Source organism: Stenotrophomonas sp. SKA14, assembly GCF_000158575.1.
Classification (GTDB): Bacteria; Pseudomonadota; Gammaproteobacteria; order Xanthomonadales; family Xanthomonadaceae; genus Stenotrophomonas; species Stenotrophomonas forensis.
The window spans coordinates 2139975-2160144 of sequence record NZ_DS999412.1 but is presented as its reverse complement, the minus strand read 5'-3'; the positions used below and the strand labels follow the sequence as shown (position 1 = coordinate 2160144).

Genomic DNA, 20170 nt, shown 5'->3' with positions numbered 1-20170 from the left:
CCGGCCGCTGGCCGGCAACCGCAGGAACGTTGATGCGCCCGCGTGGTTGCCGGCCAGCGGCCGGCACTACCGCGCATCCATCGATGGAAACCAGCGTGTCGCCAGCTCCACATGCGGCCCCGCTAGAATGCCCGCATGACCGAATTCATCCCGCCCGGCACCCGCTTCCACGCCCTGCCCTCGCCATTCCCGTTCAAGCGCGGTGGCGCACTGCATGGCGCACGCGTGGCCTACGAAACCTGGGGAACACTGGCGGCCGACGCCGGCAACGCGATCCTGATCGTCACCGGCCTGTCACCCGATGCGCATGCTGCGGCCAACGATGGCAACCCGGCACCGGGTTGGTGGGAGGCGATGGTCGGGCCCGGCAAGCCGATCGATACCGATCGCTGGTTCGTGGTGTGCGTGAACTCGCTGGGCAGCTGCAAGGGCTCGACCGGTCCGGCCTCGCTCAACCCCGCCACCGGTGAACCCTACCGCCTCGATTACCCCGAGCTGTCGATCGAAGACGGCGCCCGCGCCGCGATCGAGGTCGTGCACGCGCTGGGCATCGCGCAGCTGGCCTGCGTGGTCGGCAACTCGATGGGCGGCATGACCGCGCTGGCGCTGCTGATGCTGCAGCCGGGCATCGCGCGCAGCCACGTCAACATTTCCGGAAGCGCACAGGCACTGCCGTTCTCGATCGCGATCCGCTCGCTGCAGCGCGAGGCGATCCGCCTCGATCCGCGCTGGAACGGCGGCCACTACGACGATGCCGAGTATCCCGAGTCGGGCATGCGCATGGCGCGCAAGCTGGGCGTCATCACCTATCGCTCGGCACTGGAATGGGATGGTCGTTTCGGCCGCGTGCGGCTGGATTCGGACCAGGCCGACGATGATCCGTTCGGCCTCGAATTCCAGGTGGAAAGTTACCTGGAGGGCCACGCCCGGCGTTTCGTGCGCTTCTTCGATCCGAACTGCTACCTGTACCTGAGCCGCTCGATGGACTGGTTCGATCTGGCCGAGTACGCCGCTGGCGATGTGCTGGCCGGCCTGGCGAAGATCCGGGTGGAAAAGGCGCTGGCGATCGGCGCCAACACCGACATCCTGTTCCCGGTGCAGCAGCAGCAACAGGTCGCCGACGGCCTGCGTGCCGGCGGTGCCGATGCGCGCTTCGTCGGCCTGGAGTCGCCGCAGGGCCACGATGCGTTCCTGGTTGATTTCGAGCGCTTCGGCCCAGCCGTGCGCGGCTTCCTCGACGCGCTGTAAGTGGCGTGGCGGCGCAATCTAGGCCTCGCCGCGTTCGGCGCGTTGTTCGCGCTGATGATCAGCGGCGGGCTGCCGCTGTGGCTGGGCGGCTGGTGCCTGCTGGCCAGCGTGGTGTCGTTCGGGCTGTATGGGCATGACAAGCGTGCGGCGCAGCGAAAGCAATCGCGCATCCCCGAACGCACCCTGCAGCTGCTGGCCTTTGCCGGGGGCTGGCCGGGTGCGCTGCTGGGCCAGGGCGTGTTCCGCCACAAGCACCGCAAGGCCGCGTTCCAGTGGGCATTCTGGCTGTGCGTGCTGGCCAACGTGGCCTCGATTGCGGTGATGCTGCGCGAATTCTCGCGGTAACCCTCGCAATCGGTAGTGCCGGCCGCTGGCCGGCAATCATGGGGTTGCCGGCCAGCGGCCGGCACTACCATTCACGGTTCGCGCACCAACACCCCATCACGCAACCGGTACTGCGCATCGACCACACCGTCGGGCAGATCGTCATGGGTGATCATCAGCAGGCTGCGACCGTCCAGCAGTCCGGACAGGTCCTGCAGCAGCGCGCGTGCGGTATCCACGTCCAGCCCCTCGGTCGGTTCGTCCAGCAACAGGATCGGCGCATTGCGCAACAGCGCGCGCGCCAGTGCCAGGCGCCGCGCCTGCCCGGCCGACATCGTCGCACCGTTCTCACCGACCCAGGCCTGCAGGCCGCCATTGCGCTCGGCCCATTCGGCCAGGCGCACGCGGCTCAGCACCGCCCACAACGCGACGTCGTTGGCGTCGGGATCACCCAATCGCAGGTTCTCGGCCACCGTGCCGGCAAACACCGGCGCGTTCTGCGGCAGCCACGCCAGCTGCCGATGCCACTCGGCCTGGGCGAAATCGCGCAGATCACGGCCGCCATAGGTCAGCCGCCCCTGCTGCGGATCCCACAGCCGCAGCAGCAGGCTGGACAACGTGGTCTTGCCGCTGCCGCTGTCGCCACGGATGGCGATACGCTCGCCCGGTGCCAGGGTCAGCTGCAGGCCCGACAGCACCGGTCGCCCCGCACCCGGCCACTGGAAATGGACGTCATCCCAATGCACGTGCGCCGCCTGCGGCACCGGCTGTGGCACTGCGGGGTCCTCCACCGTCGGCGGCTGCTCGACGATGGCCTGCAGACGATCGGCGGCGATCCGTCCGGCCTGCAGCGATTGCCAGGCCAGCCCCATGCCGGCCCACAGTTCGATCAGCGCGACGGTGAGGAACACCAGCCCCGCGGCCATCTCCGGCGCGATGCGCTGCTGTTCGGCCGCATGCAGGGCCAACGCCAGCATCGCCACCAGCCCCAGGCCCGCGACCAGACCGTGCAGGGTCGAGGCCGCGATCAGGCGCCAGCGCCGACGACGATCACGCGAGGCCAGCTGCTTGGCGGCCACACGCACCTTCAGCTGCCACGCCGCATCGGCATGCAGCGCAGCCAGATCACCGGCACCTTCCAGCCCTTCGAATGCAGCGGTACGCAATGCGGCACGATGCGCGGCACGATCGGCCTCTTCGTCGTCATGGCCACGCACGCCCAGCCACGGCACACCGAAGGCGATCAGCAGCGCCAGCACCGCCAGCAGTACCGCTGCCGAGGGCAGGATCAGCGCTGCCGAGGCGACCGCCACCAGTGACAGCGCACCCAGCGCCACCAGCGGCCCGATGGCACGCACCAGCAGTCCATCCACTTCGCCGATGTCCCCCAGCAACCGTGCCAGCAGGTCGCCGGTACGCGTGGCCCCCAACCGTGCCGGGGCAAGTGGCAGCGCGCGGCGGAAGAACCACACGCGCAGGTCGCGGGCGATGCGCAGGGTGGCATCGTGGCCGACCAGTTTCTCGAAATAGCGCGACACGATGCGCGCCATGGTCAGGCCACGGATGCCGGCCGAAGGCGAGAAGAAATTGAAACCCTGGCCCAGCCCGGCCGCACCGGCCAGCGCGGCTGCAGTGAGGAAACCACCGGACAGCCCCAGCAGCGCGGTGCCGGCCAGCATCGTGGTCCACAGCAGCAGCATCGTCAGCAGCAGGCGCGGACGATGGCGCAGGAACACTGCGCGCAGTGAATCGGGCGAACGGCTCATGCGCGCACCGCCTGCGCCGGCTCGACCAGGCGCCCTTCCGGCAACAGCAGGCAGCGGTCGGCCCAAGCGATCACCGCCGGGCTGTGGGTGGCGACCACCACGCTGCGGCCCCGCGCATACGCGGCCAGGCTGCGCAGCAGCGCCGCTTCGGTATCGGCATCGAGGAAGGCGGTGGGCTCATCCAGCAGCAGCACCTGCGGGTCACGCAGCAGCAGGCGCGCCAGGCCGATGCGGCGGGCTTCACCTCCGGACAGGCCGAAGCCGCGCTCGCCGATCATCGTGTCCAGCCCCTGCGGCAGTCGTTGCGCGAACTGCAGCACCTGCGCCGCCTCGGCCACCGCAAGCAGCCGTGCATCACTGGCGGCGGGGTCGGCCAGCCGCAGGTTGTCGGCGATGCTGCCGTGGAACAGGTAGGGGCGCTGGCTGGCATAGGCCACCTGCACGCCGGGGCGCAGCTGCAGCTTGCCGGCGCGTGGCGGCAACCACCCGGCCAGCGCTTCCAGCAGCGTGCTCTTGCCCGACCCGCTGGGGCCCACCAGGGCCAGCCGCTGGCCCGGTTCCAGCAGTACATCCAGATCCTGCAGCACATCGTGCGGTGCGCCCAGCGGACGCAGCACCAGTCCCTGCGCGCGCAGCGGCGGCAAGGCGGCCTCGGCCGGCTCCACCACCAGCGCGGTGCCCTCGTTGTCGAGCAGGCCCTGTTCGTCGGGCAGCGACTGCAGCAGGCGTTCCACTTCTGCGGCCGCCGCCAGGGCGTTGGCACGGTCGTGGTAGTGCGCGGCCAACCGTCGCAGCGGGGCGTAGAACTCCGGGGCCAGCAGCAGGCAGAACAGACCGGCGCCCAGCGTCGGCACCGCTGCATGCAGCGACATCATGCCGAGGTAGCTCAGGCCCAGGTACAGCGCAACCATCGCCACGCTCACCGAGGCGAAGAATTCCAGCACCGTGGATGACAGGAACGCGATCCGCAGCACCTTCAGCGTGCGCAGGCGCACACCTTCGGCGGCGGCCTCCACGCCAGCCAGTTCGGCTTCGCCACGGCCATACAGGCGCAGCACGCCCAGGCCCTTGATGCGATCGGCGAAGTGGCCGCTCATCCGCGCCAGCTCACCCAGCTGGGCACGGCCGGCCGCTTCAGCGCCCCACCCCACCAGCATCATGAAGAACGGCACCAGCGGCGCAGTGAACAACAGGATCAGCGCCACCACCCAGTCGACCCAGGCCACTGCGGCCAGGATCAGCAGCGGCACCACCACGACCTCGGTGCGTACCGGCAGGAAGCCGCTGTAATAATTCTCGATCGCATCACCGTGATGCAGCACCAGTTCGCCCAGCTCGCCGGTGCGACGCTGGCGCAGCCACAGCGGCCCGTGGCCCAGCAGGCGCGCGAACACACGTTCGCGCAGTGCCAGCCGCGCGGCATCGGCCACATCACCGGCTGCGGCCTGGGTGGCGCTGCCCAGCAGCGTGCGCAGCACCAGGATCAGCGCCAGTCCGCCCAGCACCGGCAGGCCCGACGCCAGCGGCGCCCGTTCCACCAGCACCTGCTGCACAAGCCAGGCGATGGCGGCGGCCTGGCCGATCAACAGCGCCCCGGACAGGCTGATGCACAGCGCCGCCAGGCGCTGGCGGCCCCGGGCGGGCCGCGCCAGATCGGCCAGCCATGCAGTGCGGGCGCGCCGCTGGCGGGTCGTTTCGGCTTCCTGGGAAAGGCCGTCGGGGGTTGTTTCGGCAGCGCTCAAGAGGTCTTCACGGGCAGCGGGGGAGACACGGCATTGTAGGCGCAGGCAATAGCCGGCCCCTGCGGCCGGCAGTCGCAGTCTTCATCAGGTTGGCATACGATCAACCGGGTCACCTGTTCATACATTGATCTGGATCAAGGCTGTTTGAAGTAGTCGGTCACATCATTCACGTCGTAGACCACCCTTCCCGCCACCTGCAACGGCACTATCCAACGAGGTAGCCAGGCCATGATTGATCAGACAGTCGTAGAACTGTCGCGGCTGCAATTCGCGCTGACCGCGATGTACCACTTCCTATTCGTACCGCTCACTCTCGGCCTGTCCTTCATGGTGGCCATCATGGAGAGCGTGTACGTGATGACCGGCAAGGAGATCTGGCGCAGGATGACCCTGTTCTGGGGCGTCCTGTTCGGCATCAACTTTGCCATGGGCGTCGCCACCGGCATCGTGATGGAGTTCCAGTTCGGCATGAACTGGTCCTACTACAGCCACTACGTGGGTGACATCTTCGGTGCGCCGCTGGCCATCGAAGGCCTGATGGCGTTCTTCCTGGAAGCCACCTTCGTCGGCCTGTTCTTCTTCGGCTGGAACCGCCTGAGCAAGGTCAAGCACCTGATGGTGACCTGGCTGATGGCGCTGGGTACCAACCTGTCGGCGATCTGGATCCTGATCGCCAATGGCTGGATGCAGAACCCGACCGGCGCGGTGTTCAATCCGGAAACCATGCGCATGGAAGTCGTCGACTTCATGGCGGTGGTGTTCAATCCGGTGGCACAGGCCAAGTTCGTGCACACCGTCAGCGCCGGTTACGTGACCGGTGCGGTGTTCGTGATGGCGATCAGCGCCCTGTTCCTGCTGCGCAACAAGCACAAGGACCTGGCCCGTCGTTCGTTCGCGGTGGCCGCAGCGTTCGGCCTGCTGTCCTCGCTGTCGGTGGTGGTGCTGGGTGACGAGAGCGGTTACGCCGCCAGCGAACACCAGAAGATGAAGCTGGCCGCGATCGAAGCGATGTGGGAAACCGAGCGTGCGCCGGCCGACTTCACCGCCTTCGGCATCCCGAACCAGCAGACCCACCAGAACGATTACGCGGTGAAGATCCCGTACCTGATGGGCCTGATCGCCACCCGCTCTTTGAACCAGCCGATTCCGGGCATTCTGGAACTGGTCGAGCGTGCCGAGCACCGCGTGCGCGGCGGCCAGCTGGCCTACGGCGCACTGGAACGCCTGCGCGCCAACAAGAACGACGTGGAAGCGCGCGAGATGTTCGATCGCCACTGGCAGGACCTGGGCCACGGCCTGCTGCTCAAGCGCTACCGCGATGACATCCTCAACGCCACCCCGCAGGAGATCTCGCAGGCCGCGATGGACACCGTGCCGCGCGTGATGCCGCTGTTCTGGACCTTCCGCGTGATGGCCGGCCTCGGCTTCTACCTGATCGCCTTCTTCGCGCTGGCCTTCTACTACTCGTGCCGCAACAACTTCCAGGACAAGCGCTGGTTCCTGAAGGTGGCCCTGTGGACGCTGCCGGCGCCGTGGATCGCGATCGAGTGTGGCTGGTTCGTGGCCGAGTACGGTCGCCAGCCGTGGGCGGTCGATGGCGTGCTGCCGACCTTCTACGCGGCATCGGGCCTGGCCCTGCACGAAATCGTGCTGACCCTGGCCGGCTTCACCGCGATCTACACCGCACTGATCGTGGTCGAGATCAAGCTGATGCTCAAGGCGATCCGCAAGGGTCCGGACGAGGTGCTGCCGTCGCTGCAGTCGCCCCAGCCGCATGCTTCCCACAATGCCTCGGCGCCGGCCGCCGGCCAGGCCTGAGGCAGGAGAACCAAGATGGATTTCATTCTTCTGGACTACACCACGCTGCGCGTGATCTGGTGGCTGCTGCTCGGCATCCTGCTGATCGGCTTCGCCGTGATGGATGGTTTCGACCTGGGCGTGGGCACGCTGCTGCCCTTCGTCGCCCGCAACGATGCCGAGCGCCGGCTGGTGATCAACACCATCGGCCCGGTCTGGGAAGGCAACCAGGTGTGGCTGGTGCTCGGTGGCGGTGCGATCTTCGCCGCCTGGCCGCCGCTGTACGCGGTCAGTTTCTCCGGGTTCTACCTGGCGATGTTCGTGATCCTGTTCGCGCTGATCCTGCGTCCGGTCGGTTTCAAGTTCCGCAGCAAGATGCCCAGCGAACGCTGGCGCAACACGTGGGACTGGGCGCTGTTCATCGGCGGCTTCATCCCCGCGCTGATCATGGGCGTGGCGGTGGGCAACGTGGTGCTGGGCGTGCCGTTCCACTTCGATGACAGCATGCGCATCTTCTACACCGGTTCGTTCTTCGGCCTGCTGATGCCCTTCGCGCTGCTGGCCGGCCTGCTCAGCGTGTCGATGCTGGTCGCGCACGGTGCCGCCATGCTGGTGATCAAGACCGACGGCCCGGTCGCCGAACGTGCCGCCCGCTTCGGCAGCATTGCGGCGATCATCGCCTTCGTGCTGTTCGCGGTCGGCGGTGCCTGGGTGGCCTTCGGCCTGCCGGGTTACCAGATCACCTCGCAGGTGGTCACCGATGGCGCCACCAACCCGCTGCTGAAGACCGCCGAACTCGGCGCCGCCGGTGGCTGGATGCGCAACTACAGCGCGATGCCGGCCACGATCCTGGCCCCGCTGCTCGGCCTGGCCGGACTGCTGGCCAGTGCGGTACTGCTGCGTGCCCGTCGTGGCGGCCTGGCCTTCATCGCCTCGGGTGCGGCCATCGCCGGCATCATCCTGACCGTCGGCTTTGCGATCTTCCCGTTCCTGCTGCCGTCCTCGAGCCAGCCTACCTCCAGCCTCACCGTGTGGGATGCCTCGTCCAGCCACCTGACCCTGTGGATCATGCTGCTGGCCACGGCGGTGTTCCTGCCGATCATCCTCGCCTACACCACCTGGGTGTACCGCGTGCTGAAGGGCAAGACCACCAGCGAAGAGATGGGCAACAACCCGAACGCTTACTGATGGCCGGTGTGCCGGCCCACGGCCGGCACATCCCCTGGACAAAGGAGATTGATCATGTGGTATTTCGCCTGGATTCTCGGTGCCGGCCTCGCCTCGACGGTGGCCATCCTCAACGGCATGTGGTTCGAAGCCCGCGAGCAGAACCGCATCGAGAAGGAAAATCGTCACTGAGCCGTAAAAAAACCTTGCCGCCTTGGCCTTCACACGGTATCTTAGGCGGCTCCTTCGGGGTGTAGCTCAGTCTGGTAGAGCGCTACGTTCGGGACGTAGAGGTCGCAGGTTCGAATCCTGTCTCCCCGACCACTCTTGTGGTCGCATTGAAGCCTGGTGAAGTCATCCAGGCTTTTTTGTTCCCTGAAGTGGCACTGCTTCGGCAGTGTGAAGAAAACAGCATTCACCCCTTGCCGCCATCGGGGTGAATCGCTAGAATAGGCGGCTCCCTTCGGGGTGTAGCTCAGTCTGGTAGAGCGCTACGTTCGGGACGTAGAGGTCGCAGGTTCGAATCCTGTCTCCCCGACCACTTCGGTGGTCACCAAGAAGCCTGGAAGACATCACTGTCCTCCGGGTTTTTTTGTATCAGCGCCAGGCCACCCGCATGATGGGACCTTGCCGGGCCGCGCACGTACAATGGCCGCGCTGCCGGTCTGACCGCAGCCCTCTCCCCCACCTGCCGCTTCGGCGTAGACCGATGCCGGCGCTGCATGCCATTGCTCCGGCGTGCGACACCTGCAAGGACCACCGATGAGTTCCTCCCCTTCCGATTCGCCGTCGCTGCTGCACGGTCGCGTCCTCGCGTTCGCCGCGATCCTGCTGGCCGCGATCAACCTGCGCACCGCCGTCACTTCGATCACGCCGCTGCTGGACGTGCTCGGCCAGCAGTTCGGCTTCGGCACCACCATGACCGGCGTGCTGGGCATGCTGCCGACCGCCTCGTTCGCCCTGTTCGGCGTGGCCACGCCGGCCCTGGCGCGACGCCTGGGCCTGGAGCGCACCACGCTGCTGGCGATGGTGATGGCGATGGCCGGCCTGCTGCTGCGCTCCAGCGCCGGCAATGTCGGCACGCTGTTGTTCGGCTCGGTGGTGGCACTGGCCGGCATGGGCATCGGCAACGTGGTGGTGCCACCGCTGGTGAAGCGTTACTTCGCCAACAAGGTCGGCACCATGAGCACGCTCTACATCAGCGTGCTGCAGCTGGGCACGATGCTGCCGGCGCTGCTGGCAGTGCCGGTGGCCAACGCCGCGGGCTGGCGCGTGTCGCTGGGCATGTGGGCCCTGCTGGCGCTGGCCGCTGCGCTGCCCTGGCTGGTGCTGGCCACGCGCGCACCGAAGCCGCAGGCCGATGCCACCGATCCGACCGCGCAGCCGCACGGCAAGGTCTGGCGCACCTCGCTGGGCTGGAGCATGACGCTGATGTTCGGCATGACCTCGCTGATGACCTATTCGATGTTCACCTGGCTGCCGCGCATCGTGGTCGAGGCCGGTGGCACGCCCGCCTTCGGTGGCGTGATGGTGGCGGTGTTCTCGGCCCTGGGCCTGCTGCCCTCGCTGGTGATTCCGTCGATGGCGGTGCGCCTGCAGAACCCGTTCCCGCTGGTGCTGATCGGCTTCTTCTCATTCGTGATCGCCTTCACCGGCCTGCTGCTGGCGCCGATGAAGGCACCGCTGCTGTGGGCCTGCCTGCTGGGCGTCGGCCCATCCACCTTCCCGCTGGCGCTGACCCTGATCAATCTGCGCACCCGCACCCCGACCGGTTCGGCGGCGCTGTCCGGCTTCATGCAGGGCGTGGGCTACAGCTTCAGCTGCCTGGGGCCCTTCCTGGTCGGTTGGCTGCACACCGTCAGCGAGGGCTGGACGCTCCCGTTCAGCTTCCTGTTCGGCTGTGCCACCCTGATGCTGTGCGCGTCCTGGGTGGCCTGCAAGCCGCGCAAACTGGAAGACCTCTGGTGATGCTGGGGGCCGCCTGCCGGCCCCGGCCACAGGTGCACAGCCTTCACGCGCATTTTGACGCCGGACTGACAATTCCCGGCGGATAGTGCCCACGAATGCCCATCCTTGCCGCGTGCCGGCATCGGGCATGGGGCATGGGGGCGGCGCCGCCGCCCGGAACACCACTCGGTGTGCGGGGGACTTTCGTTTCAGACAAGACATTGCAGGTCGCTGTCCGGGTTGTACCCGTCCTTGCTGGGCGGCATGCACGAAGGGAGTGACGCGGGCCACGGCCACGCCAAAAGCTGGCATGTGATGTGCGTCACACTTTTACAGGTTGTCTGGTTCGGAAGCCAAGGGGGTCCCCAATGGTTGTCCACCGCCGGCTGGCGCTCTGCGTCGGCCTTGCCTGCACCGCGCTGGCCTGGGCCAGCAGCGCTGCCCCGCCTGACCGCGACGCGGCGCTGGCCGAGATCGGCCGCTACCGCGACCAGGCCCGCTGGCTGGATGCGCTGGGTGCGATCGAACGCGCCAGCCAGCAGCAGCCCAACGACGATCTGCTGTTCAAGCTGCGGGTACTGACCCTGGGCGACATCGGCAACGCGTGGCGGGCCTGGGAGCTCTACCAGCAGCGCCCACAGCTGTTCGACGCTGCCCAGAAGCAGCGCCTGGAAGGGGACTACCTGGCCAAGCTGGTGGTCTGGAGCCTGGCTTACAGCAGCAGCGAAGACAGCCGCCTGGAAGAGGCCGAATCAACCCTGGCCCGCATGCAGCGCTATCTCGGGGGCGAAGGCACGCCGCCGGCGCAGGCGCCGCTGCGCATCCGCATGGACCGGCTGATCCTGCTCAACCGTCTGGGCCGACATGCGCAGGTGCGCGAGGAAGCACGGGCCCTGCAGGCCGAAGGCCACACCCTGCCCGACTACGTGCTGCCCGCCGTGGGTGATTCGCTGATGGGTACCCTGCATCCGCAGGAAGCCATTCCGGTGCTGCAGGCGGCGGTGGCCGGCGACCCGACCCGCGACGCCTCGCATTCGGAGTTGGCCTATGCCTACCTGGAAAGCGAACAGCAGGAAAAGGCCATCGACCTGTTGCAGGCCTGGCGCGACAAGGAACCGGCATGGCGATGGAGCAATGGCAAATCACCGTACCCGAACTGGTCGCGCTACGAGGCCGACCTGAACCTGGCGATGGTGCGTGCCTACAGTGGCGATCTGCGCACCGCACAGCACGACCTGGAATCGATGGTCGACATCGCACCCGGCAACGGTGGCCTGCAGAGTGCGCTGGGCAGCGTGTACATGATGCGCGGCTGGCCACGCCGGGCACTGCAGCGGCAGCAGATGGCACATGCGCTGGACCCGCGTGACATCGAAGCCCGCCTGGGCATGGAAGAAGCCTACGTCGCCCTGCAGCGTGATGACCTGGCACGACCGCTGCACGACGATCTGATCGCGCGCTATCCCACCCAACCCGCGGTCGAGCGCATGGACCAGGCGTGGCGCGCGCATCGCGGCTGGCAGCTGAAGGCATGGACCGACATCGGCCGCAGCTCGGGCGGCGGCGGCACGTCGCCACTGGGCAACAACGATCGCCATTACGGCGTTGAAGTCGAATCGCCGATGCTGGATGACCGCTGGCGGTTGTTCGCCTTCGCCGACCGCCGCTCGATCGACTTCCAGGACCAGCGCATCGACCCGCTCTGGCTGGGGGCTGGCGTGCGCTACCGCTTCGGCAGGTTGGATGCGGAAGCCGCGGTACTGCGGGCCAATGACCACATCGGCGACACCGGCCTGCGCGTAGGCGTCGGCTGGCAGTTCAATGATTACTGGCACGCCGGGCTGGTCGCCGCGCGCAATGATCCGGAAGCCTCGATGCAGGCCCGCGTGGCCGGCATCACCGCCGACAGCGTAAGCGCGCAGGTGGACTACCGGCGCAGCGAACTCACCCATTGGACGTTCGGCGCCAGCCGCTTCCGCTACGACGATGGCAACCATCGCGAACTGGTCAGTACCGGCCTCGAACAACGGCTGCTGACGCGTCCGCGCTGGCTGATCGACGGCCTGGCAAGCGCGTATGCCAGTCGCGGCAGCCGCGACGACGCGCCTTATTTCAACCCGAAGCGCGACCGCATGGTCGAGATCGGCCTGCGCATCGACCAGCAGTTGTGGCGGCACTACGAGCGCCACTTCCGGCACCGGCTGACGGTCTCGCTGGGCGACTACTGGCAGGATGGCTTCGGCAGTGCGCTGGTGCCGTCGGTGTCGTACATGCACGAATGGCAGCTGGGTCCGGGGCGCGTGTTCGAGTACGGCGTGCGCTGGTCGCGACCGGTCTACGACGGCCGTCGCGAGCGCCATATCGGCTTCGAAGCCGCACTGCGCTGGGGAGACTGACATGGCCCGCATCCTGCGACTGATCGTGCTGCTGTTGCTGGCCGTTGCACCGCCAGCCTTCGCCCAGCAGGCCCTGCATCTCGATGCGATCGACAACGGCCTGCTGATCCTCAGCTACCACGACATCCGCGACCAGGTGGCCGCCAAGGGCGATGCCGATACCTATGCGGTGAGCACGCAGAACTTCGCCGCGCACCTGGACTGGCTGGGCGCGCACGGCTACCACCCGGTCTCGCTGTCGCAGGTGATCGAGGCCTCGCAGGGCCGCGCCACGCTGCCGCCCAAGCCGGTGCTGCTGACCTTCGACGACGGCCTGCGCAGTGTCTATGACAAGGCCTTCCCCCTGCTCCAGGCCTACCGCTATCCGGCGCTGGTGGCGGTGATCACCGACTACGTGGACATGGCGCCGGGACGCACCATCGACTATGGCTACCGCCCGTTCGGGCATGACGACTTCGTCACCTGGGCACAGCTGAAACAGATGCATGACAGTGGCCTGATCGAAGTGGCCAGCCACACCGATGACCTGCATCACGGCGTGCTCGCCAATCCACAGGGCAACTCCACGCCGGCGGTGGTGACCCGCGTCTACAGCCCGGCCACCCACAGCTACGAAAGTGAAGCCCAGTACGAACAACGCCTGCGCGTCGACCTCTCGCGCAGCGTGCAGCGCATCGAGCAGCACCTGGGCGTGCGCCCACGGGCCATTGTCTGGCCGTATGCCGCCTACAACCAGCTGAGCAACGACATCGCCGAGCAGCTGGGCATGCCGGTTTCATTCGATCTGGAAGGCCGCAGCACGCCGGTGGCCAGCGACCTGCACGGGCTGGCACGCTTCCTGGTCAGTGACAATCCGACCGTGGAGGGCCTGGCCTACGAACTGCGCCGCGACGTCGCGCTGGATGGCATCCGCGCGCTGCAGATCGACCTGGACGATGTATATGACCCCGACCCCGCACAGCAGGCCCGCAATCTCGATGCACTGATCGAGCGGGTCAAGCGCATCGCGCCGACCCACGTCTACCTGCAGGCGTTCGCCGACCCCGATGGCAACAATACCGCCGATGCGCTGTACTTCCCCAACCGCCACATGCCGATGCGCGCGGACCTGTTCAGCCGCGTCGCGTGGCAGCTGAAATCGCGCGCCGGGGTGAAGGTCTACGCGTGGCTGCCGGTGCTCGGCTTCGAACTGCCCGATCCGATGCAGCGCAAGGCACTGGCAATCCACAACGGCGATGCCGATGGCATGTACCGGTTGGATTTCACCAATCCGAAAGCGCGCCAGATCATGCTCGACATCTACGAGGACCTGGCAGTCAACTCGTACTTTGAAGGCCTGCTGTTCCACGACGACGGCTACCTGCGCGACACCGAACTTCCCGCGCTGTCCTCCGGCGACGGCGGCAGCGCGCGCACCCAGGCGCTGATCGACTTCACCCTGGCCCTGCGTGACAGCGCCCAGCGCTGGCGACCGAAGCTGGCAACGGTGCGCAACCTGTATGCCGAGCCCGTACTGCGTCCGCAGAGCGAAGCCTGGTTCGCGCAACGCCTGGACCTGTTCAACAAGGCCTACGACCAGACCGCGCTGATGGCGATGCCGTGGATGGAAGGCAGCAAGCACCCGGAGCGCTGGCTGGACCAGCTGCTGGCCGCCGTACGCAGCCACGATCCCCAGCTGCAGCACACCCTGTTCGAGCTGCAGACCGTCGACTGGAACAGCGGCCAGCCGATCCCCGCCGAGCGCCTGCGTGCGCAGATCCGCCAGCTGCAGGCGCAGGGCGTGCACCACTTCGCCTGGTACCCGGACGACTTCATCGCCGACCAGCCCTCCACCCACGATGCCCGTGCGGCGATGTCCGCCGGCAACTTCCCGTACCCGGAGAAGTGACATGGACATGCATCCCATGCTGCTGATCCTGTTCCAGTTCGCCTTCTATTACCCGATGGTGATGGCGTTCTTCTGGATGTCCGGCGGGCTGTACTACTACTTCCGGCGCGAGCGCCACTCACGCGCGCGCAACGATCCACCCTTGATGGTCGATCCTCCGTTCGCGACCCTGCTGATCCCCTGCCACAACGAATCGGAGAACCTTGACGACACGCTCGGCGCCGCGCTTGCACAGCGTTATCCGGCCGACTATGAGGTGATCGCCATCGACGACGGCAGCAGCGACGACACCGGCGCACGGCTGGATGCGCTGGCGGCCCGGCATCCACGGCTGCGCGTGCTGCACCTGGACCGCAACCTGGGCAAGGCCAACGCACTGCGCATGGGAGCGCTGGCGGCGCGCTCGGAGTACCTGGTGTGCATCGACGGCGATGCGATGCTGGAAGAGCACGCGTTGCACTGGATGGTCTGGCACCTTGTCAGTGGCAGCCGGGTCGGTGCAGTGACCGGAAATCCCCGCATCCGCAACCGTTCGACCCTGCTCGGTCGCCTGCAGGTGGCCGAATTCTCATCGATCATCGGCATGATCAAGCGCGCGCAGCGCGTGTACGGGCGCATCTTCACCATCTCCGGGGTGATCGCCGGTTTCCGTCGTACCGCCCTTCACCAGGTGGGCTGGTGGTCGGATGACATGGTCACCGAGGACATCGACATCAGCTGGCGCCTGCAACGCGCGCACTGGGACATCCGCTACGAGCCCAACGCGCTGTGCTTCATCCTGATGCCGGAAACATTGAAGGGCCTGTGGCGGCAGCGGCTGCGCTGGGCGCAGGGCGGCGTGGAAGTGATGCTGCGGCATGCGCGGTCGCTGCTGAACTGGAAGGAGCGGCGCATGTGGGGGGTGCTGCTGGAGTATGTGCTGAGCGTGATGTGGGCCTACACCATGCTGTTCATCGTGCTGCTGTGGGCATTGGGAAAGTTCATCGAGCTGCCACCGCAGCTGCACATCGTCAGCCTGTTGCCGGAATGGCATGGCGTGATCCTGGCGCTGGTCTGCCTGCTGCAGTTCGCCAGCAGCCTGATCATCGACCGGCGCTACGAAACACAGATTGGACGCAACTATTTCTGGGTCATCTGGTACCCGATGGCGTACTGGCTGATCAGCCTTTCCACCACCCTGGTGGCGCTGCCGAAGACGCTGCTGCGCCGTCGCCGCAAGCGCGCCACCTGGACCAGCCCTGACCGGGGAATCCGATGAACGCACAACGCCCATCCAACCGCTTCGACTCGCGGACGATCCGCAAGCCGCACCGCCAGCCGCGCTTCCAACGCACGGCCTGGGGCTTCGTCACCCTGGCATTCTGGGGCTTCTACTTCTATCTATGGGCGCCGCTGGTGACGCTGCTGTCGTGGCTGATTGGCGGCCAGCTGGCGTGGCAGCAGCTGTATGAGCGGCAGAACCAGCTCGATCCGTACGTGCTGGTGGCGTTGCCGCTGATGCTGCTGTGCGCCAGCGTGCTGCTGATCGGCTGGGCCGAGTACAACCGTGCGCGCTTCCGCGGCCACGACCGGCGCCTGCCACGCCCGCTGGCCAGCCTCAACGAGGTCGCCGCCGATCTGGGCGCCAGCACCGGCCTGGCGGAACGCCTGATGGGATGCAAGGCCGCCACGCTGCACATGGATGAACATGCACGGCCGATCGGCATCCGCCGCGAGGTGGTGTAGCCCCGCTGCCCGTCAGATGCCGACCTGGGGCGGCACCTGCCTTGGTGGATGCCGACCTTGGTCGGCGTTCTCTCCGGTGGGTGCCAACCTTGGTCGGCACTTGGGTCTGGTGGGTGCCAACCTTGGTCGGCACCGGGGTCTACCGCGAAGAGCGTCCACGCATGGCGTGGATCTACTTGCGCGTCTGCCCTTCGCCGCGCACGACGAAACGCTCGACGGTGAGCGCTTCCAGGCCCATCGGGCCATAGGCATGCAGGCGCGTGGTGGAAATGCCGATTTCGCTGCCCAGGCCGAGCTGGCCGCCGTCGGAAAAGCGCGAGGAGGCATTGACCATCACCACCGCCGAGCGCAGCGCGTTGACGAAGCGCTCGGCATTGCCGCTGTCTTCGGTGGCAATCACTTCGGTGTGGTCGGAGGTATAGCGGCGGATGTGGGCAATGGCCGCATCAAGATCGTCGACCACGCGTACCGCCAGCACCAGGTCGAGGAACTCGGCGGCGTAATCCTCGTCGGTAGCGGCGCAGCTGCCCGGCAACTGCGGCTGGGCACGCTCGTCCGCACGCAGCTGCACACCGCGCTCGCCCAGCGCCTGTGCCACGCGCGGCAGGAATGCAGCGGCCACGTCGCCATGCACCAGCAGCGTCTCCAGTGAATTGCAGGCGGCCGGGCGGCTGCACTTGCCATCCACCAGCAGATCGATGGCCTTGTCCAGGTCGGCACTGGCGTCCACGAACAGATGGCACACGCCCTTGTAGTGCTTGATCACCGGCACCCGCGCATGCTCGGCAACGAAACGGATCAGGCCTTCGCCGCCACGCGGAATCGCCAGGTCGATCAGCTCATGCAGCTGCAGCAGTTCCAGCATCGCTTCGCGGCGCAGGTCGGTCAGCACGGTCACCGCCGCCGCCGGTACGCCGTTGGCCTGCAAGGCACCCGCCAGCGCGTGGGCGATGGCGGTGTTGGAATGGATCGCCTCGGAACCGCCGCGCAGGATCACGCCATTACCGGCCTTCAGGCACAGGGCGGCGGCTTCGGCGGTCACGTTCGGGCGTGCCTCGTAGATCATCGCGATCACGCCCAGCGGCACCCGCACCTTCTGCACGCGGATGCCGTTCGGGCGCACGTCGTCACGGGTCACCTGGCCGACCGGGTCCGACAGCCCGGCCACTTCGCGCACGGCTTCGGCCATCGCGAACAGGCGCGGCGGGTCCAATGCCAGGCGATCGAGCATGGCAGTGCCCACGCCCTTCTCGCGCGCAGCGGCGAGGTCGCGCGCGTTACCGGCCAGGATCAGCCCGGCATTCACTTCCAGTGCCTGGGCCATCGCCAGCAGCAGGGCGCGTCGCGCCTCACTGCCAAGGCCGGCAACAACCAAGGCCGCGTCACGGCAGGCGCGCGCCTGCGTTTCGATTCCGCTCATCGGGGTGTCCTTCAATCCGGTCATGGCAGCACCAGGTCGTCGCGATGGACAACGCTGCCGCCGTAGTTGTAGCCAAGCAGGGCCTGGATGTCGCGCGAATGGCGGCCGGCGATCCTGCGCACATCGTCGGCCGCGTACTGGCTGACGCCGCGGGCAACGCAGACGCGGCCCTGCGGGGCGTTCCAGCACACCTGCACCATGTCGCCGCGGCGGAACGCGCCCTCTGCATCGGTGATGCCGCCGGGCAGCAGCGAAGCGCCCTTCTCGCGCATCGCCTGTGCCGCACCGGCATCAATGATGATCGCGCCCTCGGCCAGCGGCGCATGCCTCAACCAGTGCTTGCGGGCCGCCTCGCGGCTGCGCGCGGCGTGGATGCGGGTGCCATACAGGCGATCCTGCGCCAGTGCACGCACCACGTCACCGCTGCGGCCATTGAACAGGTAGGTCTCGATGCCGAGCCGCCCGGCTTTCGCCGCTGCCTCCAGCTTGGTGCGCATGCCACCGGTGCCGGCACGCGAACCGGCGCCACCGGCCATGGCCAGCACGGCCTCATCCAGTTCGGGCACGTCGTGCAGTGGCCGTGCGTCGGCGGCCGTGCGCGGGTCGGCGCTGTACAGGCCATCGATGTCGGTGGCGATGAACAGTGCATCGGCATCGACCAGCGCGGCGACCGTGGCGGCCAGGTTGTCGTTGTCCCCGAGCTTGAGTTCGTCCACCGACACGGTGTCGTTCTCGTTGACCACCGGCAGCGCACCCAGCCGCAGCAGTTCGCTGAGCGTGGCACGTGCGTTGAGGTAGCGACGGCGGTTGCGCAGGTCGTCGTGGGTCAGCAGCACCTGCGCCACCGGGCGTTCGAAGAAGCGCTGCCAGAGGCCGATCAGCTGGGCCTGGCCAAGCGCGGCCAAGGCCTGCCGCGCCGCCATTGCGGCGCCGGGCTCATCGGCACGTGGCAGGATCGCGCGCCCCGCGGCCACCGCGCCGGACGACACGATCACCAGCTCGCGCCCGGCCAGCACGTTGGCCGAAACGAACTGGGCCAGACCCAGCGCGTGGCGCGGCGACAGGCCGCCGCCATCGGCGGCCAGCAGGCTGCTGCCGACTTTCAGCACCGCGCGCCGCCAGGGCGGCAAGGCCTGTTCCGGGAACGGCGAGGCAACGGCGGCGGCGTGCAGGGTCATCGGTCAGGGCCTCAGCGGGTAATCCATTCGTGCACGGTCAGGTCGGAAGCGTGCATCGTCACCAGCGGATCGGTGGCGACGATGGCCTGCGCCTGCGCCAGGCTCTCGACATTGCACAGCACATAGGCGCCGCCGCTGCCATCGGCGAAGCCCCCGGTCAGCTGCAGCTTGCCCTGCGCCTGCAGCGCATCGAGGAAGTCACGGTGCGGCTGCACGGCGGCGGCGTTGAAGTCGGCCCGGCGCATGGCCAGCACCAGGTAGACAGTGCCCGCCATCAGGCCAGCGCCTGCCAGCGCGCGCGCAGCTCATCCAGGCGCAGGTCAGCGGCCGAGCCCGGTGACACGCGTGCGGCCAGGCTGCCTTCCGGCGTACGGCCCTGCCCTGCACTGTCGGCGCCTGCCGCCGCGGCCTTGTAGGCTTCGCGGAACGGCACGCCGGCCACCGCCGCTTCCACCGCCACATCGGTGGCGTACATGCCCGAATCGATCGCCGCGCGAACCTTGTCGTCGCGCCATTCCAGGTTGGCCAGCAACGCCGGCAGCAGTTCCAGCGCGGACAGGCCGCGGCCGAAGCCATGGAAGATGGCGCCCTTGGACGACTGCAGGTCGCGGTGATAGCCCGACGGCAGCGACAGCAGCTGCTCGATCTCGGTGCGTGCCGCGGCGACGCTGGCGTGGGTCGCGCGCATCAGCTCGATCACGTCCGGATTGCGCTTGTTGGGCATGATCGAACTGCCGGTGGTGTACTGCGCCGGCAATGCGACGAAGCCGAATTCGGCGCTGGTGAACAGCGACAGGTCCCAGGCGATGCGGCGCAGGTCCAACGTCGCGCCGCCGAGTGCTTCCAGTGCGGCCAGTTCGAACTTGCCGCGCGACAGCTGCGCGTAGATCGGCGAGATCTGCATGCGCGCAAAGCCGAGCGCGGCGGTGGTGTGTTCACGGTCCAGCGGCAGGTTCACGCCGTAGCCGGCAGCGGTGCCAAGCGGATTGGCATCCACCAGCGCATGCGTGTCGCGGGCGCGGATGGCGTTGTCGATGAAGGCCTCGGCCCAGCCGGCCCACCACATGCCGGCCGAGGACACCACGGCACGCTGGATGTGGGTGTAGCCGGGGATCGGCAGATCCTTCTCGGCCTGGGCACGGTCCAGCGCGACCTTGGCCACTTCGGCGCTGAGCTGGGCCACGCGCTGCAGCTTCTCCTTCAGCCACAGCCGGGTGGCGACCAGGATCTGGTCATTGCGGCTGCGGCCGGTGTGGATCTTGCGGCCGGCGTCGCCAAGGCGTTCGGTCAGCCGTGCTTCGATTGCCGAGTGACCGTCTTCATACTGCGTGTCCAGCACGAAACGGCCGTCGCGGAAGTCCTGCGCCAGCACCTCCAGCTCGCGCAGCAGGCCGGCCAGCTCGTCGGCGCTGAGGATGCCGATGTGCTGCAGGCCCTGCGCATGCGCGGCGCTGGCGGCGATGTCGTGCAGGAAGAACTCGCGGTCGAGGATCACGTCGTCGCCGGCGAGGAAGGTCTGGATCTGGGCGTCGACAGCAACGCCTGGCTTCTGCCAAAGAAGGTCTGCCATGG

The 20170-nt window shown here is 67.6% G+C and carries 16 protein-coding genes and 2 tRNA genes; 12 read left to right on the top strand and 6 right to left on the bottom strand.

Going from position 1 to position 20170, the window contains the following annotated elements; translation table 11 throughout:
* Positions 1-135: 135 nt before the first annotated feature.
* Together SSKA14_RS09825 and SSKA14_RS09820 are read left to right on the top strand one after the other, a co-directional pair.
* Positions 136-1248, top strand: a complete 1113-nt coding sequence (locus tag SSKA14_RS09825; protein WP_008264885.1) for a homoserine O-acetyltransferase — start codon at positions 136-138, stop codon at positions 1246-1248.
* Positions 1249-1593, top strand: a complete 345-nt coding sequence (locus SSKA14_RS09820) for a DUF1294 domain-containing protein (RefSeq protein WP_040007392.1) — start codon at positions 1249-1251, stop codon at positions 1591-1593. It abuts the gene before it with no gap.
* Positions 1594-1664: 71 nt separating this feature from the next.
* Here the strand turns inward: SSKA14_RS09820 and cydC are convergent, their stop codons facing one another.
* The gene (cydC, locus tag SSKA14_RS09815; protein WP_008268368.1) at positions 1665-3338 is read right to left on the bottom strand and encodes a thiol reductant ABC exporter subunit CydC; all 1674 of its coding nucleotides are present in this window, start codon (positions 3336-3338) and stop codon (positions 1665-1667) included.
* Positions 3335-5080 (bottom strand): thiol reductant ABC exporter subunit CydD, encoded by a 1746-nt coding sequence (gene cydD / locus SSKA14_RS09810; protein ID WP_008268314.1) that lies wholly within the window; start codon positions 5078-5080, stop codon positions 3335-3337. Before cydD ends, cydC begins: the two co-directional genes overlap by 4 nt.
* Positions 5081-5308: 228 nt before the next feature.
* Between cydD and SSKA14_RS09805 the strand changes: the two genes are divergently transcribed.
* From SSKA14_RS09805 to pgaD, 10 genes are all read left to right on the top strand, one after another.
* Positions 5309-6898 (top strand): cytochrome ubiquinol oxidase subunit I, encoded by a 1590-nt coding sequence (locus SSKA14_RS09805; protein ID WP_006457005.1) that lies wholly within the window; start codon positions 5309-5311, stop codon positions 6896-6898.
* 15 nt (positions 6899-6913) lie between these two features.
* Entirely contained in the window at positions 6914-8065 is a 1152-nt protein-coding gene (gene cydB / locus SSKA14_RS09800) for a cytochrome d ubiquinol oxidase subunit II (RefSeq protein ID WP_006457007.1), read from the top strand.
* 54 nt (positions 8066-8119) lie between these two features.
* On the top strand, positions 8120-8236 hold the full coding sequence (cydX, locus tag SSKA14_RS09795; protein ID WP_008268311.1) for a cytochrome bd-I oxidase subunit CydX: 117 nt from the start codon (positions 8120-8122) through the stop codon (positions 8234-8236).
* A 55-nt stretch (positions 8237-8291) separates the two neighbouring features.
* Positions 8292-8368, top strand: a tRNA-Pro gene (locus SSKA14_RS09790).
* Positions 8369-8508: 140 nt separating this feature from the next.
* A tRNA-Pro gene (locus SSKA14_RS09785) sits at positions 8509-8585 on the top strand.
* A gap of 221 nt (positions 8586-8806) precedes the next feature.
* Positions 8807-10012, top strand: a complete 1206-nt coding sequence (locus SSKA14_RS09780; protein ID WP_008268590.1) for an MFS transporter — start codon at positions 8807-8809, stop codon at positions 10010-10012.
* A gap of 347 nt (positions 10013-10359) precedes the next feature.
* Positions 10360-12387: a poly-beta-1,6 N-acetyl-D-glucosamine export porin PgaA gene (gene pgaA, locus SSKA14_RS09775; RefSeq protein WP_008266448.1), complete on the top strand. Its 2028-nt coding sequence runs from the start codon at positions 10360-10362 to the stop codon at positions 12385-12387.
* A 1-nt stretch (position 12388) separates the two neighbouring features.
* Complete coding sequence (pgaB, locus tag SSKA14_RS09770) at positions 12389-14275, top strand: poly-beta-1,6-N-acetyl-D-glucosamine N-deacetylase PgaB (RefSeq protein ID WP_008268171.1); 1887 nt, start codon at positions 12389-12391, stop codon at positions 14273-14275.
* Between the two features lies 1 nt (position 14276).
* Positions 14277-15533: a poly-beta-1,6-N-acetyl-D-glucosamine synthase gene (gene pgaC / locus SSKA14_RS09765; RefSeq protein ID WP_008264916.1), complete on the top strand. Its 1257-nt coding sequence runs from the start codon at positions 14277-14279 to the stop codon at positions 15531-15533.
* The gene (gene pgaD / locus SSKA14_RS09760; protein WP_008266968.1) at positions 15530-16000 is read left to right on the top strand and encodes a poly-beta-1,6-N-acetyl-D-glucosamine biosynthesis protein PgaD; all 471 of its coding nucleotides are present in this window, start codon (positions 15530-15532) and stop codon (positions 15998-16000) included. The genes pgaC and pgaD overlap by 4 nt, the downstream gene beginning before the upstream one ends.
* Before the next feature lie 172 nt (positions 16001-16172).
* Here the strand turns inward: pgaD and SSKA14_RS09755 are convergent, their stop codons facing one another.
* The 4 genes from SSKA14_RS09755 to argH are packed head-to-tail and all read right to left on the bottom strand — an operon-like array spanning position 16173 to position 20168.
* Positions 16173-17444 (bottom strand): glutamate-5-semialdehyde dehydrogenase, encoded by a 1272-nt coding sequence (locus SSKA14_RS09755; RefSeq protein WP_008266831.1) that lies wholly within the window; start codon positions 17442-17444, stop codon positions 16173-16175.
* Positions 17441-18598 (bottom strand): glutamate 5-kinase, encoded by a 1158-nt coding sequence (gene proB / locus SSKA14_RS09750; RefSeq protein ID WP_008265873.1) that lies wholly within the window; start codon positions 18596-18598, stop codon positions 17441-17443. The genes SSKA14_RS09755 and proB overlap by 4 nt, the downstream gene beginning before the upstream one ends.
* An 11-nt stretch (positions 18599-18609) precedes the next feature.
* A complete protein-coding gene (locus SSKA14_RS09745) occupies positions 18610-18873 on the bottom strand; it encodes a YciI family protein (RefSeq protein WP_008265684.1) in 264 nt (87 codons plus the stop codon).
* Complete coding sequence (gene argH, locus SSKA14_RS09740; protein WP_008264692.1) at positions 18873-20168, bottom strand: argininosuccinate lyase; 1296 nt, start codon at positions 20166-20168, stop codon at positions 18873-18875. The genes SSKA14_RS09745 and argH overlap by 1 nt, the downstream gene beginning before the upstream one ends.
* Between the last annotated feature and the right edge of the window lie 2 nt (positions 20169-20170).

Bases quoted from the DNA above. Each gene is read 5' to 3' on its own strand.
- cydB (WP_006457007.1), top strand. From the start codon at position 6,914: ATGGATTTCATTCTTCTGGACTACACCACGCTGCGCGTGATCTGGTGG.
- SSKA14_RS09805 (WP_006457005.1), top strand. From the start codon at position 5,309: ATGATTGATCAGACAGTCGTAGAACTGTCGCGGCTGCAATTCGCGCTG.
- SSKA14_RS09825 (WP_008264885.1), top strand. From the start codon at position 136: ATGACCGAATTCATCCCGCCCGGCACCCGCTTCCACGCCCTGCCCTCG.
- proB (WP_008265873.1), bottom strand. From the start codon at position 18,598: ATGACCCTGCACGCCGCCGCCGTTGCCTCGCCGTTCCCGGAACAGGCC.
- pgaC (WP_008264916.1), top strand. From the start codon at position 14,277: ATGGACATGCATCCCATGCTGCTGATCCTGTTCCAGTTCGCCTTCTAT.
- pgaD (WP_008266968.1), top strand. From the start codon at position 15,530: ATGAACGCACAACGCCCATCCAACCGCTTCGACTCGCGGACGATCCGC.
- SSKA14_RS09755 (WP_008266831.1), bottom strand. From the start codon at position 17,444: ATGACCGGATTGAAGGACACCCCGATGAGCGGAATCGAAACGCAGGCG.
- cydX (WP_008268311.1), top strand. From the start codon at position 8,120: ATGTGGTATTTCGCCTGGATTCTCGGTGCCGGCCTCGCCTCGACGGTG.
- cydC (WP_008268368.1), bottom strand. From the start codon at position 3,338: ATGAGCCGTTCGCCCGATTCACTGCGCGCAGTGTTCCTGCGCCATCGT.
- pgaA (WP_008266448.1), top strand. From the start codon at position 10,360: ATGGTTGTCCACCGCCGGCTGGCGCTCTGCGTCGGCCTTGCCTGCACC.
- pgaB (WP_008268171.1), top strand. From the start codon at position 12,389: ATGGCCCGCATCCTGCGACTGATCGTGCTGCTGTTGCTGGCCGTTGCA.
- SSKA14_RS09745 (WP_008265684.1), bottom strand. From the start codon at position 18,873: ATGGCGGGCACTGTCTACCTGGTGCTGGCCATGCGCCGGGCCGACTTC.
- argH (WP_008264692.1), bottom strand. From the start codon at position 20,168: ATGGCAGACCTTCTTTGGCAGAAGCCAGGCGTTGCTGTCGACGCCCAG.
- SSKA14_RS09780 (WP_008268590.1), top strand. From the start codon at position 8,807: ATGAGTTCCTCCCCTTCCGATTCGCCGTCGCTGCTGCACGGTCGCGTC.